Source organism: Sandarakinorhabdus sp., assembly GCF_987265915.1.
In genome coordinates, this window is the sequence record NZ_OZ503948.1 from 389,385 (window position 1) to 404,717 (window position 15,333).

General features: G+C 66.6%; 20 protein-coding genes and 1 tRNA gene. 16 read left to right on the top strand and 5 right to left on the bottom strand.

Annotated features, from left to right (window positions below; all coding sequences use genetic code 11):
• From AC6UUM_RS01875 to AC6UUM_RS01885, 3 genes are read left to right on the top strand one after another with little or no spacing between them, the layout of a single operon-like run.
• On the top strand, positions 1-450 hold the full coding sequence (locus AC6UUM_RS01875; protein ID WP_500803658.1) for a CopD family protein: 450 nt from the start codon (positions 1-3) through the stop codon (positions 448-450).
• A gap of 5 nt (positions 451-455) precedes the next feature.
• Positions 456-2,897, top strand: coding sequence for an ATP-dependent helicase HrpB (gene hrpB / locus AC6UUM_RS01880; RefSeq protein ID WP_500803659.1), 2,442 nt, complete (start codon positions 456-458; stop codon positions 2,895-2,897).
• Between the two features lie 38 nt (positions 2,898-2,935).
• Positions 2,936-3,295, top strand: coding sequence for a nuclear transport factor 2-like protein (locus tag AC6UUM_RS01885; RefSeq protein WP_500803660.1), 360 nt, complete (start codon positions 2,936-2,938; stop codon positions 3,293-3,295).
• A gap of 126 nt (positions 3,296-3,421) precedes the next feature.
• Here the strand turns inward: AC6UUM_RS01885 and AC6UUM_RS01890 are convergent.
• The 5 genes from AC6UUM_RS01890 to AC6UUM_RS01910 all read right to left on the bottom strand — a co-directional run bounded on the left by AC6UUM_RS01890 (position 3,422) and on the right by AC6UUM_RS01910 (position 5,897).
• A tRNA-Arg gene (locus AC6UUM_RS01890) sits at positions 3,422-3,495 on the bottom strand.
• 65 nt (positions 3,496-3,560) lie between these two features.
• Positions 3,561-3,983 carry a DUF1178 family protein gene (locus AC6UUM_RS01895; RefSeq protein ID WP_500803661.1) on the bottom strand — a complete coding sequence of 141 codons (423 nt, stop codon included), beginning with the start codon at positions 3,981-3,983 and terminating at the stop codon, positions 3,561-3,563.
• Positions 3,980-4,798, bottom strand: coding sequence for a carbon-nitrogen hydrolase family protein (locus tag AC6UUM_RS01900; RefSeq protein ID WP_500804883.1), 819 nt, complete (start codon positions 4,796-4,798; stop codon positions 3,980-3,982). Before AC6UUM_RS01900 ends, AC6UUM_RS01895 begins: the two co-directional genes overlap by 4 nt.
• Positions 4,799-4,800: 2 nt before the next feature.
• Positions 4,801-5,058 (bottom strand): glutaredoxin 3, encoded by a 258-nt coding sequence (grxC, locus tag AC6UUM_RS01905; protein WP_500803662.1) that lies wholly within the window; start codon positions 5,056-5,058, stop codon positions 4,801-4,803.
• 71 nt (positions 5,059-5,129) lie between these two features.
• Positions 5,130-5,897 carry a double zinc ribbon domain-containing protein gene (locus AC6UUM_RS01910; RefSeq protein ID WP_500803663.1) on the bottom strand — a complete coding sequence of 256 codons (768 nt, stop codon included), beginning with the start codon at positions 5,895-5,897 and terminating at the stop codon, positions 5,130-5,132.
• Positions 5,898-5,942: 45 nt separating this feature from the next.
• Here AC6UUM_RS01910 and AC6UUM_RS01915 point away from each other — a divergent pair, with 45 nt between their 5' ends.
• The 13 genes from AC6UUM_RS01915 (at position 5,943) to AC6UUM_RS01975 (ending at position 15,307) form a co-directional block, all read left to right on the top strand.
• On the top strand, positions 5,943-6,719 hold the full coding sequence (locus AC6UUM_RS01915) for a class I SAM-dependent methyltransferase (protein WP_500803664.1): 777 nt from the start codon (positions 5,943-5,945) through the stop codon (positions 6,717-6,719).
• Positions 6,720-6,763: 44 nt separating this feature from the next.
• Complete coding sequence (locus tag AC6UUM_RS01920) at positions 6,764-7,228, top strand: universal stress protein (RefSeq protein ID WP_500803665.1); 465 nt, start codon at positions 6,764-6,766, stop codon at positions 7,226-7,228.
• A gap of 85 nt (positions 7,229-7,313) precedes the next feature.
• Positions 7,314-7,868 (top strand): NifU family protein, encoded by a 555-nt coding sequence (locus tag AC6UUM_RS01925; RefSeq protein ID WP_500803666.1) that lies wholly within the window; start codon positions 7,314-7,316, stop codon positions 7,866-7,868.
• Complete coding sequence (locus tag AC6UUM_RS01930; protein ID WP_500803667.1) at positions 7,868-8,461, top strand: malonic semialdehyde reductase; 594 nt, start codon at positions 7,868-7,870, stop codon at positions 8,459-8,461. The genes AC6UUM_RS01925 and AC6UUM_RS01930 overlap by 1 nt, the downstream gene beginning before the upstream one ends.
• 9 nt (positions 8,462-8,470) lie before the next feature.
• Complete coding sequence (gene tsaB / locus AC6UUM_RS01935; protein ID WP_500803668.1) at positions 8,471-9,055, top strand: tRNA (adenosine(37)-N6)-threonylcarbamoyltransferase complex dimerization subunit type 1 TsaB; 585 nt, start codon at positions 8,471-8,473, stop codon at positions 9,053-9,055.
• A gap of 19 nt (positions 9,056-9,074) precedes the next feature.
• A complete protein-coding gene (rimI, locus tag AC6UUM_RS01940) occupies positions 9,075-9,575 on the top strand; it encodes a ribosomal protein S18-alanine N-acetyltransferase (protein ID WP_500803669.1) in 501 nt (166 codons plus the stop codon).
• Positions 9,576-9,662: 87 nt separating this feature from the next.
• On the top strand, positions 9,663-10,109 hold the full coding sequence (locus tag AC6UUM_RS01945) for a Ros/MucR family transcriptional regulator (protein WP_353198211.1): 447 nt from the start codon (positions 9,663-9,665) through the stop codon (positions 10,107-10,109).
• Positions 10,110-10,206: 97 nt separating this feature from the next.
• A complete protein-coding gene (locus tag AC6UUM_RS01950) occupies positions 10,207-10,626 on the top strand; it encodes a Fur family transcriptional regulator (protein ID WP_500803670.1) in 420 nt (139 codons plus the stop codon).
• A gap of 49 nt (positions 10,627-10,675) precedes the next feature.
• Positions 10,676-11,446 (top strand): lysophospholipid acyltransferase family protein, encoded by a 771-nt coding sequence (locus AC6UUM_RS01955; RefSeq protein ID WP_500803671.1) that lies wholly within the window; start codon positions 10,676-10,678, stop codon positions 11,444-11,446.
• 23 nt (positions 11,447-11,469) lie between these two features.
• Positions 11,470-12,855 carry a tRNA (N6-isopentenyl adenosine(37)-C2)-methylthiotransferase MiaB gene (gene miaB, locus AC6UUM_RS01960; RefSeq protein ID WP_500803672.1) on the top strand — a complete coding sequence of 462 codons (1,386 nt, stop codon included), beginning with the start codon at positions 11,470-11,472 and terminating at the stop codon, positions 12,853-12,855.
• Positions 12,855-13,868: a PhoH family protein gene (locus AC6UUM_RS01965; RefSeq protein WP_500803673.1), complete on the top strand. Its 1,014-nt coding sequence runs from the start codon at positions 12,855-12,857 to the stop codon at positions 13,866-13,868. The genes miaB and AC6UUM_RS01965 overlap by 1 nt, the downstream gene beginning before the upstream one ends.
• Positions 13,868-14,374 carry an rRNA maturation RNase YbeY gene (gene ybeY, locus AC6UUM_RS01970; protein WP_500803674.1) on the top strand — a complete coding sequence of 169 codons (507 nt, stop codon included), beginning with the start codon at positions 13,868-13,870 and terminating at the stop codon, positions 14,372-14,374. The genes AC6UUM_RS01965 and ybeY overlap by 1 nt, the downstream gene beginning before the upstream one ends.
• Positions 14,375-14,383: 9 nt before the next feature.
• Positions 14,384-15,307, top strand: a complete 924-nt coding sequence (locus AC6UUM_RS01975) for a hemolysin family protein (RefSeq protein ID WP_500803675.1) — start codon at positions 14,384-14,386, stop codon at positions 15,305-15,307.
• Positions 15,308-15,333 lie beyond the last annotated feature (26 nt).

Below are 15,333 nucleotides of genomic sequence, written 5' to 3' on the forward strand. Positions count from 1 at the left end.
ATGATGGAGTGGGGGGTCGGCTGGCTGGAAGACGCCTATCCATGGGTGAAGGCGCTGCACGTTGCCTTCGTCATCTTCTGGATGGCCGGATTGTTCATGGTGCCGCGCTTCCTGGTTTATTGGCATCCCGTCGCGCCGGGGGCACCCGAATCCCTGCTGTGGGATGAGCGTTGCCGTCGCTTGCGCCGTATCATCCTGACGCCCGCGATGATGGTCAGCTGGGTCGCCGGCCTGTCGCTGGGCTTTCACCTCGGCTGGCCGCTGTGGCTGCTGGCCAAGCTGGTGTTTGTCGTCGGATTGACCGGCTTTCACGAATGGACGCTGGGCATGGCCAAGCGCTTTGCCGCTGGCGAACGCCCGGTCAGCGAGAAGGCGCTGCGCCTGGCCAATGAAATCCCGTCGCTGGTGACGCTGGCCGTTGTGGTGCTGGTGATCGTCAAGCCGTTCTGAGCCCGATGGCAGCGCTGCCTGTCGAAGCGGTGCTGCCCGATGTGCTGGCCGCGCTTGCCGACAATGCCCCGGTCGCGTTGATCGCGCCGCCGGGGGCCGGCAAGACCACGGCGGTGCCGCCGGCGCTGCTGCATGAAGATTGGGCCAGGGGCCGCCGCATCATCCTGCTGCAACCGCGGCGGCTGGCGGCACGCGCCGCGGCCGAGCGGATGGCCGATCTGCTGGGCGAACCGGTCGGCCAGACCATCGGCTATCGCACCCGGCTGGATTCGCGCACATCGGCCGCCACCCGCATCGAAGTGGTGACCGAAGGCATCTACACGCGGCTGCTGGTGGCCGATCCGGAACTGGCCGGCGTGGCGGCGGTGATCTTCGATGAAGTGCATGAACGCAGCCTCGACAGCGATTTCGCACTGGCGCTGACATTGGAAGCCCGCGACGCCCTGCGCCCCGATTTGCGGCTGCTGCTGATGTCGGCGACGCTGGATGGCAGCGGCTTTGCCAGCATCATTCCCGAGCTCCACGTCATCGAATCGCTGGGCCGCATGTTTCCGGTTGAGCTGCGCCATATCGGCCGGCGTAGCGAGGAACGGCTGGAGGATGCCATGGCCAGCGCCATCCGTGGCGCATTGGCCAGCGAGGCCGGATCGATCTTGGCCTTCCTGCCCGGCGTTGCCGAGATCGAGCGCACCGCCGAGCGTCTCGAAGCGCGTCTGCCGGGCGATGTCGATCTGTTCCGGCTCCATGGCGCCCGCGAGGCGGCCGACCAGCGCGCCGCCATTGCGCCCGCGCCGCCGGGCCGGCGCAAGCTGGTGTTGACGACAAGCATTGCGGAGACCAGCATCACCATCGATGGCGTGCGCGTCGTGGTCGATTCCGGCCTGTCGCGGCGGCCCCAACTCGATCGCAGTGTCGGCCTGTCGCGGCTGATGACGGTGCGTGCATCGCAGGCCTCGGCCAGTCAGCGGGCCGGGCGGGCCGGGCGCACGGCGCCGGGCGTGGCCATCAGACTGTGGGAGGCGGCCGAAACCGCCGGGCGCGCGGCCTTTGATCCGCCCGAAATTCTGGAGGCCGATCTCGCCGGGCTGGTGCTCGAATGCGCAGGCTGGGGCGTGAGCGATCCCGCCAGCCTGAACTGGCGTGATCCGCCGCCGGTTGCCGCCGTAGCCGATGCACGCCGGCGTTTGGTCGGGCTGGGTGCGCTGGATGGCGATGGTCGAGTGACCGCGCATGGCGAGGCGATGGCCGCGCTGCCACTGGCGCCGGAACTGGCGCACATGCTGATCATGGCAGCGCGCGGCGGCCATGGCCTGTTGGCAGCGCGCATCGCCGTGCTGATCGGCGAGCGTGGGCTCGGTGGGCGCAGCGACGATATCGAACAGCGGCTGGCCGCCTGGGCCCGCGAACGCGGCCCGCGGGCTGATGCAGCGCGCCGGTTGGCGCAGCGCTGGGCGCAGGCGGTGGGCGCGCGCGAAACCGGCGTGAAAATCGAAGCGGCAGGCGACGTGCTGGCGCTGGCCTGGCCGGACCGGGTGGCGCGGCGGCGCGGCGGCGGCTTCCTGATGGCCAATGGCCGCGCCGTGACGGTGCCGGGCGAATCGCCGCTGGCGCGGCTCGAATGGCTGGTGGTGGCCGATGCCAGCGGCAGTGCAGCCGGTGCCCGGCTGTTGCTCGGCGCGCCGTTGAATGGCGATGTCGAAGCCACGTTGGCCAGCCGCATCGAAACCCGCGTCCTCTTTGCTTATGATCCGGCGACCACGGGCGTGACGGCCGAAACTCAGCGCCGGCTGGGCGCGATCACGCTCGCCCGGCAGCCCATGGAGCGCCCTGACCCGGCGCGGGTACGCGCCGCGCTGCTGGCGGCGGTGGCCCAGCAAGGCCTGGCGCTGCTGCCGTGGGGCGACGCCGCGACAGCTGTGCGCGCACGGCTGGCCTTTGCCGCCGCGCAGGGTCTGGCGCTGCCGGCCAGCGAGGATGCGGCACTGCTGGCCAGCCTTGATGACTGGTTGGCGCCGCTGCTCGGTCGCCGCCTGTCCGACATCGGTGATGCCGCGCTGGCCGACGCGCTGCTGAACCGGCTCGATTGGCCGCAGCGGCAGCGGCTCGACCAGTTTGCCCCCGTCCGCCTCGACACCCCGGCGGGCAGCAGCCACGCGATCGATTATGCGGCGGACGGTGGCCCGGCGGTCGATGTGCGCTGCCAGGCGCTGTTCGGTCTGGCGCGCCATCCCATGGTTGGCGACGGCCGCGTGCCGCTGACCTTGCGCCTCACCTCGCCGGCCGGCCGGCCGATCCAGGTGACCAAGGATCTGCCCGGCTTCTGGGCGGGCAGCTGGGCTGATGTGCGCAAGGAACTGAAGGGCCGTTATTCCAAACATCCCTGGCCCGAAAATCCACTGGAGGCCCCGCCCACCTTGCGGGCAAAACGGCCGGGGCAAGCCGGTTGAAGGAAGATATGATGAACCATGCGATGTTGGCGCGGGCGGTGTTCGAAGCCCTGGCGCAGACCGACGACGGGCGCGTGCGCGCGCTCTGTTCACCCGCGATGCAGCTGCGCCAGAATGGCGGCAAGCCCATGTCTCTGGAAACCCTGCTGCGCTTCAATCGGCGCGTGCATGGGGTGGTCAGCGGCTTTCGCTATGAGGATATTGTCTGCGCGGAGACAGCCAGCGGCTTTGTGGAGGAGCATGCGGTGCGCGGCACGCTGGCCGATGGTCGTAGAATCGATTTCGTGGCCTGCATTGTGGCCGATGTTTGCGACGGCGTGGTGACCAACATCCGGGAGTATGTGGACACGGCAGCGGCCGCCCCGATGCTCGCGGCTTTGGCGGCCAGCAAGGGTTGAACGGGCGCCCAACACCCGCGATGGGTCGGTGGGCGGCATCGCGCCAACACGCGCGATGGGTTGGCGGGCGGCATCGCGCCAACACGCGCGATGGGTTGGCGGGCGGCATCGCGCCAACAAGAAACGTGCACCCGACTGGATTCGAACCAGTGGCCTACGGTTTAGGAAACCGCCGCTCTATCCTGCTGAGCTACGGGTGCGCGCCATATTCAAGGCCATGGTGCGCCGGCGGATTCAAGCAGAAATTTGCCGGCGGCAGCGAGGATCAGGCGTCAGAACGGGCGCGCGGCCGGAACGGCAGGGGCAGCAACGGCACGCCATCTTCGCGCAGCGCCTTCACTTCATCGGCGGATGCTTCGCCATGCACACTGCGCACTTCGCCGCTTTCGTGGATGGCGCGGGCTTCGGCAGCGAAGCGGTCGCCGACATAGTCGCTCTGCGCCTCGAACGCCCGCTGCATCATCAGCAGACGGGCCATCGGATCGTCGTTGGCCAGGCTCTGGCGCAGCGGGGACTGGTTGGATTTGGCGGGCACCGCCGGCGCCATCACCGCCTTGCCGACATTCTGCGATCCGCACAGCGGGCATTCCAACAGCCCACGCGCCTGTTGATCGTCGAAATCGGCGCTGCTGCCGAACCAGGCTTCGAAGCGGTGGGCACTGTCGCAGGCCAGATCATAAACCATCATGGCGCTGTCACCCGAAATTCGCGCGCATGATCGAGTGCCGGCACCTTGCCGCGCGCGGCGGCGACCTCGCCCAGATCGATGTCGCACACCGCAACGCCAGGCGCTTCACCCATATCAAGCCGCACCTCGCCCCAAGGTGACACCACCAGGCTATGGCCATAGGTAGCGCGGCCGTCGGCGTGCTCGCCGGTCTGCGCCGCCGCGATGACCCAGCAGCCGGTTTCAATGGCGCGGGCGCGCAGCAACACATGCCAGTGCGCCGCGCCGGTGGGGCGGGTAAACGCCGCCGGTACCGCGATCATCGCCGCGCCCGCCTTGGCCAGCGCGCGGTGCAAGGCCGGGAAGCGCACATCATAGCAGATGGTCAGGCCGAGTGGCCCCCATGGGGTCGCGGCGACGACGGCCGCTTCGCCGGCCTGATAGGCCGCGGACTCACGCCAGCTTTCGCTCCCCAGCGCGACATCGAAGAGATGGATCTTCGCATAGCGCGCCTGCACCGTACCGGTCGGATCGATCAGGAAACCGAGATTGACGAATTTGTCAGAGGTTTCACTGCGCAGCGCCAGGCTGCCCAGCTGCACCCACACGCCGTGACGCGCGGCGGCGGCGCGCACAGCAGTCAGTACGACATCATCCGTTTCGGCGCGGACATTGCCGGCGGCGCGCGCCCGGTCACGATCGAGCAGGCCGCTCATTTCGGGCGTGAAGATGATCTGAGCACCCTGCCCGACCGCTTCGGCGATGCGCAGGACAAGGCCTTCGGCTTCAACTATGGGATCGATGCCGGTGCTGGTCTGGATCAGGCCGATGCGCAGATTCATGCGGCAAGCATCGGATCGAGCCGGCCGGCTCGATCCAGGGCCATCAGATCATCGCAGCCGCCAACATGCGTACCATCGATGAAGATTTGCGGCACAGTCTGCCGGCCGCCCGAGCGATCAAGCATCTCGCCGCGCCGCGGTCCGCCAGCGCTGATGTCGATCTCTTCGAAGGCAGCGCCCTTGGTTTCGAGCAATTTCTTGGCCCGCGTGCAGAAGGGGCACAGGAATTTCGTGTAGATTTCAATCTTGGCCATGGCCTGTTCCAATCTTCAAGGGCGAGGCGATACACCCACGCCGGCCAATGTCAAACATCGGCAGTCTGTCGCTATTCCGCCCTGAACGCGGCAAAGTCGGCTGCACTGTTGGCCAAAGCGCGGGTGTAGGTCAACACGGTCACATGTCGCGCCCCGGCGCGGCGCAGTTGGCGCGCGCAGGCCGATACGGTCGCGCCGGTGGTCATCACATCGTCCACCAACACCACGGCGCGGCCCTGCACGGCCGCTTTTTGCGCCACCTTGAACGCACCGGTCACGTTGCTGGCGCGCTGCTTGCGGGTCAGCCCCTTGGTGCTGACTGTCGGCTTCACGCGGATCAGCGCATCGACCGCCAGCGCCCGGCCGGACTGGCGCGCGACATGGCGGGCAATTTCCGCCGCCTGGTTGAAACCGCGTTGCCACAGCCGCCAGCGATGTGACGGCACCGGCACGATCACCGCATCATCGGGCAGCGCGCCGGCCACGCGCAGCATCGCCCGCGCCATCAGCCGCGCCAGCACCAGCCGCCGGCCGTGTTTGAGCGCCAGCACCACCTGCCGCGCCGGCCCGCCATAGGCCAGCGGCGCCCGCGCGGTGGCAAACGGCGGCGGATCGGCCAGGCACGCACCGCATTGCGCCGCGGCGTCCCCCTCATGCGGCAATGGCACGCCGCAGCAGGCGCATTGCGGCGGCCCCAGAAATTGCAGCGCGGCAAAGCAGGCAGCGCAAAAGCGATCGTCGCCATCGACAATCTGCCCGCAACCCGGACAGCGCGGCGGCAGCACGGCATCAACGACCATGCGCAGCGGCAGGGTAAGCATATGCGCGGCGCTGGCCATGGGTCGCAGCTTGCGCGGGCCGCCGCCGGCCGTAAAGGGGTGGCCATGCAGGATCTGCCCTTCGATGCCATGTTGCGCCGCCGCCGGCATCGTCGCGCGGCGCCGGGCTTTGCCGCTGCCGGCTTTCTGCACGATCGCATGGCCGAAGAGCTGCGCGAGCGCGCGGCAATGATCGCGCGGCCCTTTGCCGATGTACTCGATCTGGGCGGTCCGCGCCCCGTGTGGCCGGCGGGAGATGGCGTGATCCGCGCGGCGCTGGCCGCCGGGCCGGGCGAACCGGTCGGCAAATTGGTGGTCGCCGATGAGGATCATCTGCCCTTTGCCGATGCCAGTTTCGATCTGGTGATTGCCGCCGGCAGCCTGACCACGGTGAATGATCTGCCCGGCGCGCTGGTGGGCGTGCGCCGCGTGCTGCGCCCCGATGGCCTGTTCATGGCCAGCTTTATCGGCGGCATGAGCCTGGTTGAACTGCGCACCTGCCTGCTGGAAGCCGAAGCCGAGATCAGCGGCGGCGCCGGCCGCCACACCGCGCCGATGGTGGAGGCCTCCCAGGCGGCTGGTCTGTTGGCTCGCGCCGGCTTTTCGATGCCGGTCGCCGATGTCGATCGGGTGACGCTGCGCTATGCCAGCCTGTTCGGGCTGTTCGATGATCTGGCAGCGATGGGCGCGCGTTCGGTGCTGGTCGATCGCCGGCCGCTGCGCCGCGATGTGCTGATGGCGGCGGCGGCGCGCTTTGCCGCCATGGCCGATCCCGATGGCAAGACACCGGTGACTATCGAGATGCTGCATGTCGCGGGCTGGGCGCCAGTTCTGAAGAACTGAGTGTGAATTTTGCGTTCCCTGCCGATTCCCCCTAAGATCGTGGCATGCAGACTGCCGCAACCTATCTGGTAGTGATCGAGGACAGCCCTGAAAGCGGCGTCGCCATGCGCTTTGCGGTGCAGCGCGCGGCGCATGTCGATGCTGCGGTGGCGCTGGTGAGTGTGGTGGCCCCTACCGAATTCCTGCATTTCGGCAGTCTGCAAAGCGCGATGGCCGCCGAAGCCCGCGCCGATGCGGAAAAATTGCTCGATCAGCTGGCGACCGAAGCCGAAGCATTGGCCGGCGTTCGCCCCGCCACGCGGGTGCTGGATGGCGAGCCAGCCAAGGCGATATTGGCGCATGTGAAGAATAATCCCGGCATACGCGCGCTCGTGCTGGGCACGGCGACGCGCGGCAGCCCGAGCGCGCTGGTGAGTTTTTTCGCCGGTGAAACCGCCGGCAGCCTGCCCTGCATCCTGATGCTGGTGCCCGGCGGGCTGGAACCGGAGCGGATCGCCGATCTGGCTTGATAGTGGATGACTTCGGTCTTATTTCGATTGTAGCACCGACGGCCGTGCGCCATAGCCGGCTGGATCAATATTGAAGGGACAAGCCATGTTCATCGAAACCGAACAGACCCCAAATCCACTGACCCTGATGTTCCGCCCTGGTCGCAAGGTCACCGGCGGCGATGGTGTCGATGTGGCGACGCCCGAAGCGGCTGGCGCCTCGCCGTTGGCGGCGGCGTTGTTTGCGTTGGGTGATATCGACCGGGTGTTTTTCGGCCATGATTTCGTGTCGGTGACGCGCAATCCGGCCGGGGCCGAATGGGTTGGGTTGAAACCGCAGATCCTGGGTGTGCTCGTCGATCATTTCAGCAGTGGCGCGCCGCTGTTTACCGGCACGGTGGCGCAGGCGACCTTCGACGATGACCCGGCCGATGCCGAGATCGTCATGCAGATCCGCGAACTGATTGAAACCCGCGTGCGCCCGCAAGTGGCGGACGATGGCGGTGACATCGTCTATCGCGGCTTCAAGCAGGGCACGGTGTTCCTCGAAATGCAGGGCGCCTGTTCGGGCTGCCCATCCAGCACGATGACCTTGAAAATGGGCATTGAATCGCTGCTGAAATATTATGTGCCCGAAGTCACCGACGTGAGGGCGATCTGATGGCGGGCAGCCCGCTGGATGCCGCCGCGCTGGCACAGCTCTTCACCGATGCGCGCACCCATTATGGCTGGGAGGACACGCCGATATCCGAAGCCGATCTGCGGCAACTTTATGATCTGTTCAAGATGGGCCCGACATCGGCCAACAGCAGCCCGGCGCGGTTCATCTTCTGCCATTCCCGCGAAGCGCGCGAGCGGCTGGCCGCGTGCGTGAGCGCGGCCAACCAGCCCAAGGTGAAGGCCGCGCCGGTGACGGTGATCATCGGCTTTGATCCCGAATTTTATGATCGACTGCCCGAACTTTTCCCGCATGTCGATGCGCGGCCCTGGTTCAACTGGAGTGCGGATTTCGCCCGCGAAACCGCCTTCCGCAATTCGTCGCTGCAAGCCGCCTGGCTGATCATGGCGGCGCGGGCGCTGGGCTGGGATGCCGGGCCGATGTCGGGCTTTGCCAAGCCGGCGGTGGATGCCGAATTCTGGGCCGGGACGAAGATCGAAACCAACTTCATCTGTTCGTTGGGCAAGGGCACGGGTGAAGGCCTGTTTCCGCGGCTGCCGCGCCTCGCATTTGAGGATGCCGCCCGCATCCTGTAACGGGCCGGCGTGACCATTTCTCCCCCCCTGATCCTGGCGATGTCCACGTCGTCACCGGCCCTTTCGATCGCGCTGGTGGCCGGGCCGGACGTGCTGGTGTGCCGGCATGAATTGATTGGCCGCGGGCACGCCGAAGCGCTGGTGCCCGGCATTGCCGCGCTGTTGGATGGCCAGCCGCGCCCGCAGGCCATCATGGTCGATATCGGGCCGGGCAGCTATACCGGCATCCGCATCGGCATTGCCGCTGCCCGCGCGCTCGGGCTGGCCTGGGGCGTGCCGGTGCACGGCGTGTCGGCGCTGGCGCTGGTGTCGGCGCGCGCCTTTGCCGACGATCCCGCATTGGCGGAAATATTGGCCGTGATCGATGCCGGCCGCGGCCAGCCGGTGGGCGCGAGAGTGTCGCGCGAAGGCGCGGTGCCGACAGCGCGTGTGGTGACCGGTTTGCCAGCGGGCGTGGCGCTGGCCGGGGCGGGGGTGCAGCTGGTGGCGCCGGAGGCGCCGACGCTTCATGCCAGCCATCCCGATGCCCGCTTTGCCGGGCGGATTGCAGCGGCGGCGCTGCGGCTGCCGACCGCGCTTTACCTCGACGATTGAGCCGCTTATGGCGAGCGCCGTGGAACAGCCTGGCCTTGGCTCCCCCGCGTTGGTGATCGTGCCAGCCGACGAACGCCATCTCGATGCGATGATGGCGGTGATGCATGCCGCCTTTGATCCGCGTTATGGCGAAGCCTGGTCGGCGGCGCAGTTGCTGGCGACACTGGCGATGCCGGGTTGCTGGGCGCGGCTGGCGTTGCTTGGCGGGCAAGTTGTGGGCTTTTCATTATGCCGGGCCGTGATTGATGAAGTTGAGCTGTTGTTGATTGCCGTGGCTCCGCAATTGCGCCGGCAGGGCGCTGGCAGCCGGTTGCTGGTCCGGGCGCAGGAAGATTCACTGGCGCGTGGCGGCAGCATGTTGTTTCTTGAGGTACGCGAAGACAACGATGCGGCGCGTTGTCTTTATGAATTGACAGGCTTTGCTGTGATCGGGCGCCGAGCCGACTATTATGCTGGCAAAGATGGGAGCCGCCGTGCCGCAATTACCATGCGTTTTGGACTTGATGCCTTGGTCATGTGACAGTTTTTTGTTGCAAAAGGTCGGACTGCGGCTCAGGACAGGCGCGCGGAAGTAGGGATCCGCGTGTTTTGGGTCAAGGAACAGAAAATGACAGATAATACACATTCACATACCGAATTGCTGGCGTTGACCGCCGATATCGTTGCGTCGCATTTTGCGAACAACACGGTGCAACCGGCCGATGTGCCCGGCGTGATTGAAGCCGTTTATGCCACGCTGTCGCGGCTTGGCAGCCCGGTGGCGCCGCCGCCGCCGAAGCAGGAACCGGCTGTTGCCATTCGTTCATCGATCAAGCCCGATTTCATCGTGTGCCTGGAAGATGGCAAGAAGCTGAAGATGCTGAAGCGCCACCTGATGACGCGGTACGGCATGACGCCGGATGATTACCGCACCAAGTGGGGCCTGCCCGGCGATTACCCGATGGTTGCGCCGAACTATGCTGAACAGCGCCGCACGCTCGCCAAGTCGATTGGCCTGGGCACCAAGCGCACCGCCAAGCCGCGCGGCCGCCCGCGCAAGAACCCGGTCGCTTGAACCCGTAACGCTGGCCATTCGTCCGCTTGCTACCGTCCGTCTTGCCCCCTAAATGGGGGCAGGGCTGGCGGGAGCGCGGGGAACCGGGAGAGCGGAGATGGGCGAGCAGATCGACATCGAGGCCTTGTGCCTGAAAAAGGGCCTGCGCATCACCGAGCAGCGTCGGGTCATTGCACGTGTGCTCAGTGACGTGACGGACCATCCGGATGTGGAGGCGCTGCATCGCCGCGTTGCGCAGGTTGATCCGCGCATTTCGATCGCCACGGTGTATCGCACCGTCAAATTGTTCGAAGAAGCCGGCATATTGGAACGCCACGAATTCCAGGGCGGCCGATCGCGTTATGAAACCGTGGCCGATGGCCATCACGACCATCTGATCGATATCGATACCGGCGATGTGATCGAATTCCACGATCCCGAAATCGAAGAGCTGCAGCGCCGCATCGCCGACCGTCTGGGTTATCGCCTGGTCGACCATCGCATGGAGCTTTATGGCACGGCGATCAAACCGGCCTGAATCTCCCCTTGCGCAGCGGCGGGCGCCCAGCACCCGGCGCCTGGGCACCATGCGCACCGCTTTGGGCACCGCGGCCACCGTGGTCGCCACCGTTCCGACTGAGCTGCTGCTGCGCGCCATCACCTTGCGCAATCGCCCCTTTCTGCCGATCTGGTTCCATCGCGGCCTGTCGCGGGCGATGAATGTCGCCATCCGCACCCACGGCCGGCCGGCGGCGCGCAGCCGGGTTCTATATGTGGTCAATCATCTTTCCTGGGCGGATATCCCGGTGCTGGGCGCGCGCCTGCGCGGCAGTTTCGTCGCCAAATCCGAAGTCGCCGATTGGGGCCCGGTCGGCTGGCTCGCCAGCTTTGCCCACACTGTCTATGTCGCGCGGGATCGCCGCCACAGCGCCGGCGCCCAGAAGAACGAGATTGCCGATCGCCTGCGCGCCGGGGGCAACATCATCCTGTTTCCCGAAGGCACCAACAGTGACGGCACCGGCGTGTTGCCGTTCAAATCGTCGCTGTTTGCCGTAGTCGCCGATGTGCCGGGCGTGATCATACAGCCGGTGACTCTCGCCTATACCCGCATCAACGGCCTGCCGGTCGTCCGCGCCGATCTGCCGGATCTGGCCTGGGTGGGGGATACGGCGCTGGGGCCGCACGCGCTGGGCTTCATCGGCCTGGGCCGGGTGACCGCCGAAATCATCTTCCACCCCCCGCTTGACCCGGCCGCGTGGCCCGATCGCAAGGCGCTGGCCCGCCACTGCCATGATGTGATCGCCGATGGCTACCGCCGCCTGATGCGCGGCCAAGCGCCCAATGACGTCACGGCCTGATGACCACGCCCCACAAAGAAGCTATGGCTAAGGCTGCAACTCTGGAGATCGCAGCACCCGTGTCGTCCGCCCCGCCCAAGCCCGTGCAGTCGCGATTCCACGTCAAATCCTTCGGCTGTCAGATGAATGTCTATGACAGCGAGCGGATGGGCGATGTGTTGACCGCGCAAGGCATGGCCGCAACGGACACGCCCGACGATGCCGATGTGGTGGTGCTCAACACCTGCCATATCCGCGAACGCGCGTCGGAAAAGCTCTATTCCGATATCGGCCGCCTGCGCCAGCCGCGCCGCGATGGCAGCCGGCCGACCATCGTGGCCGCCGGCTGTGTCGCCCAGGCCGAAGGCGCCGAAATTGCCGCGCGCGCCCCCGCCGTGGATGTGATCGTCGGTCCGTTGGCCTATCATCGCCTGCCGCAGCTGTTGCAACAGGCGCGGGGTGGCCGGGTGATGGATATCGACATGCCGGCGGTGCCCAAATTCGATGCCTTGCCGGCGCGGCGCGTGGTTCAGGCCAGCGCCTTTCTCACCGTGCAGGAAGGCTGCGACAAATTCTGCACCTTCTGCGTGGTGCCCTACACACGTGGCCCGGAAACCAGCCGCCCGGCGGCCGATCTGATCGCCGAGGCCGAGGCGCTGGTGGCGCGCGGCGTCCGTGAGATCACCCTGCTCGGCCAGAATGTAAATGCTTATGCGGGCGGCTTGTCGCTGTCCGGCCTGATTCGCGAATTGGCGCAGATCGATGGTCTGGTGCGCATCCGGTACACCACCAGCCACCCGCGCGACATGGAAGGCGCTGGCGGTGTCGATCTGATCAACGCCCATGTCGAGGTAGCCAAGCTGATGCCCTATCTGCATCTGCCGGTGCAATCGGGTTCCAGCCGTATCCTGAAGGCCATGAACCGCGCCCACACCCGCGATTCCTATCTTGCGACGCTGGCGCGACTGCGCGCGGCCCGACCCGATATCGCGCTGTCCGGTGATTTCATCGTCGGCTTCCCGGGCGAGACCGAGGCGGATTTCGAACAGACGCTGTCGATCGTGCACGAAGTGCAATATGCCGCCGCCTACAGTTTCAAATACAGCGTGCGCCCCGGCACGCCGGCGGCCACCATGGCCGATCAGGTGCCTGAAGCCGTGAAGGATGAACGGCTGGCCCGCTTGCAAGCCGCCATCACCGCATGCAGCCTGGCGTTCAATCACAGCACGATCGGCCGGCGCTGCACGGTGCTGCTGGAACGGCCCGGCCGCAAGCCGGGGCAGTTGATCGGCAAGACCCCGTGGCTGCAATCCGCGGTGGTGTCCTTGCCCGGCGCCGTGATTGGTGATCTTGTGGAAGTGGAGATCGTGTCGGCCATGCCAAACAGCGTCGAAGCCGTGCCCTGCGCAACAACCCAAAGCCCCGCCTGATGGGCCGCAAACCGCACCGCGGCGGCAACCCGCCCGGCCCCACCGATCGCGTCAAGCTGGAGATCCAGTTTGACAAGGTGCAGTTGCTGGGTGCGCTGTTCGGCCAATATGATCAGCATCTGATCGCGCTGGAAGGCCAATTGGGCGTCTATATCAGCGCGCGCGGCAACCGCGTTGTGGTGGAGGGCCAGGCCGATGCCGCGGCGCGCACACGCGATGTGCTGACCAGCCTCTATGCCCGGGTGCTGAAGGGCGACGATATCGATACCGGCGACGTGATCGGCGCCGTGGCGCTGGCCGCCGAGCCGATGCTGGAAGGGCTGGTGCATGCCGACGCCGGCCCGGCGCCCACCGCCGCCATCCGCACCCGCCGCAAGACCATCGTGGCGCGTTCGCCCACCCAGGTCCGCTATATCGAGGCGTTGAGCGCCGCCGATGTGATTTTCGCGCTGGGCCCGGCTGGCACCGGCAAGACCTATCTGGCGGTGGCGCAGGCCGTCAGCCAGCTGATTTCCGGATCGGTGGACCGGCTGATCCTGTCCCGCCCGGCCGTGGAAGCCGGCGAGCGGCTCGGGTTTCTGCCGGGCGACATGAAGGAAAAGGTCGATCCCTATCTGCGGCCGCTGTACGATGCGCTCTACGACATGCTGCCCGCCGAGCAGGTCGAACGCCGGCTGGCATCGGGCGAGATCGAAATCGCCCCGCTGGCCTTCATGCGCGGCCGCACCCTGGCCAACGCCTTCATCATCCTCGATGAAGCGCAGAACACCACGCCGCTGCAGATGAAGATGTTCCTCACTCGTTTCGGTGAGCGGAGCCGCATGGTCATCTGTGGCGATCCCAACCAGGTCGATCTGCCGGTGGCGGGCTCGTCGGGCCTGATCGATGCGGTCCGGCGGCTCGACGGCGTCGAAGGCATCGCCACCCTGCGCTTTTCGGCGAAGGAAATCGTGCGCCATCCCATCGTCGGCCGCATTGTCGAGGCCTATGAAGGCCCGGCTCAGGATGGCTGATGCTTACCGTTGAAACCGATATCGTCGCCGCCGGCTGGCCGGAGGGGACGGACTGGGACGCGGTGGCGCGTGCCGCCGTCGCCGCCGCCGTTGCCGAAACCCCGCACGCCGATCTGGATGCGGCGCCGATGTCGGTTGAAGTCGCCGTGCGCCTCACCAACGATGCCGAGGTCCACGAACTCAATCGCCAATATCGCGGCAAGGACAAGCCGACCAACATCCTCTCCTTCCCGATGCTCAGCGCCGACATGCTGGTGCAGCTGGCCAACAGCGACGATGGCGAAGTGCTGCTCGGCGATCTGGTGCTGGCCGCCGAGACCGTGCTGGTCGAGGCCGCCGCCAAGGGCTGGACGCCCGGCCAATATGTCGCGCATCTGGTTGTGCACGGCACGCTCCACCTGCTAGGTTATGATCACGAGGACGACGAGGCCGCCGCCGAGCATATGGAAGCGCTGGAACGCGCCGCCTGCGCCCGGTTGCACCTGCCAGACCCTTATGAAGGATAGAGCCTGACCATGCCTGAGGGCGACAGTAGCGGCGACAGCCATAGTCGATCGCGGGGCAAGACGTGGTGGCACCAGCTGCGCCACCTGTTCAACCCCGCCCAGGAAACCACGCTGCGCGAAAGCCTGGAAGAGGCCATCGACGAAGCCGAAGACGCCGAACCGTCCGGCGCACCCGGTTCCGATCTCGGCCCGGTGGAACGCGCCATGTTGCGCAACATGCTGCACCTGGGCGAAGAATGCGCCGGCGATATCGGCGTGCCCCGCGCCGACATGATCACCTTCGATGCCGATCAGGGCTTTGCCGCCCTGGTCGCCAAATTCCGCGATGCCGGTCACAGCCGCATGCCCGTCTGGCGCGGGGAACGCGACAACATCATCGGCATGATCCACATCAAGGATGTCTACACCCGCATCGCCGATACCTTCTCAGACCAGGTCAGCTCCGCCCCGCTGATGGACCTCGCCATCGAGCCGCTGCTGCGCGAAGTGCTGTTCGTGCCAGCCTCCATGGCCATCGTCGATCTGCTGGCCCGCATGCGCGCCGGCCGCACCCACATGGCCATCATCATCGATGAATATGGCGGCGTCGATGGCCTCGTCACCATCGAAGACCTCGTCGAGGAAATCGTCGGCGACATCGAAGACGAACACGACGAAGCCGCCGCCGCGCTGATCCAGGAAGTCGGCGACGGCCTCTGGGAAGCCGACGCCCGCCTCTCCATCAGCGACCTCGAAGAAACCCTCGGCGTCAAACTCGCCGACGACGCCGTCGGCCTCGATGTCGATACCCTCGGCGGCCTCGTCTTCATGCTCGCCGGCCGCGTCCCCGCCCCCGGCGAACACGTCGACCACCCCGCCGGCTGGCGCATCGACGTCATCGACGGCGACCCCCGCATGGTCAAACGCCTGCGAATACAGACGACAGCTGCCTGATCACCAGCGACATTGCAAATTTCCGC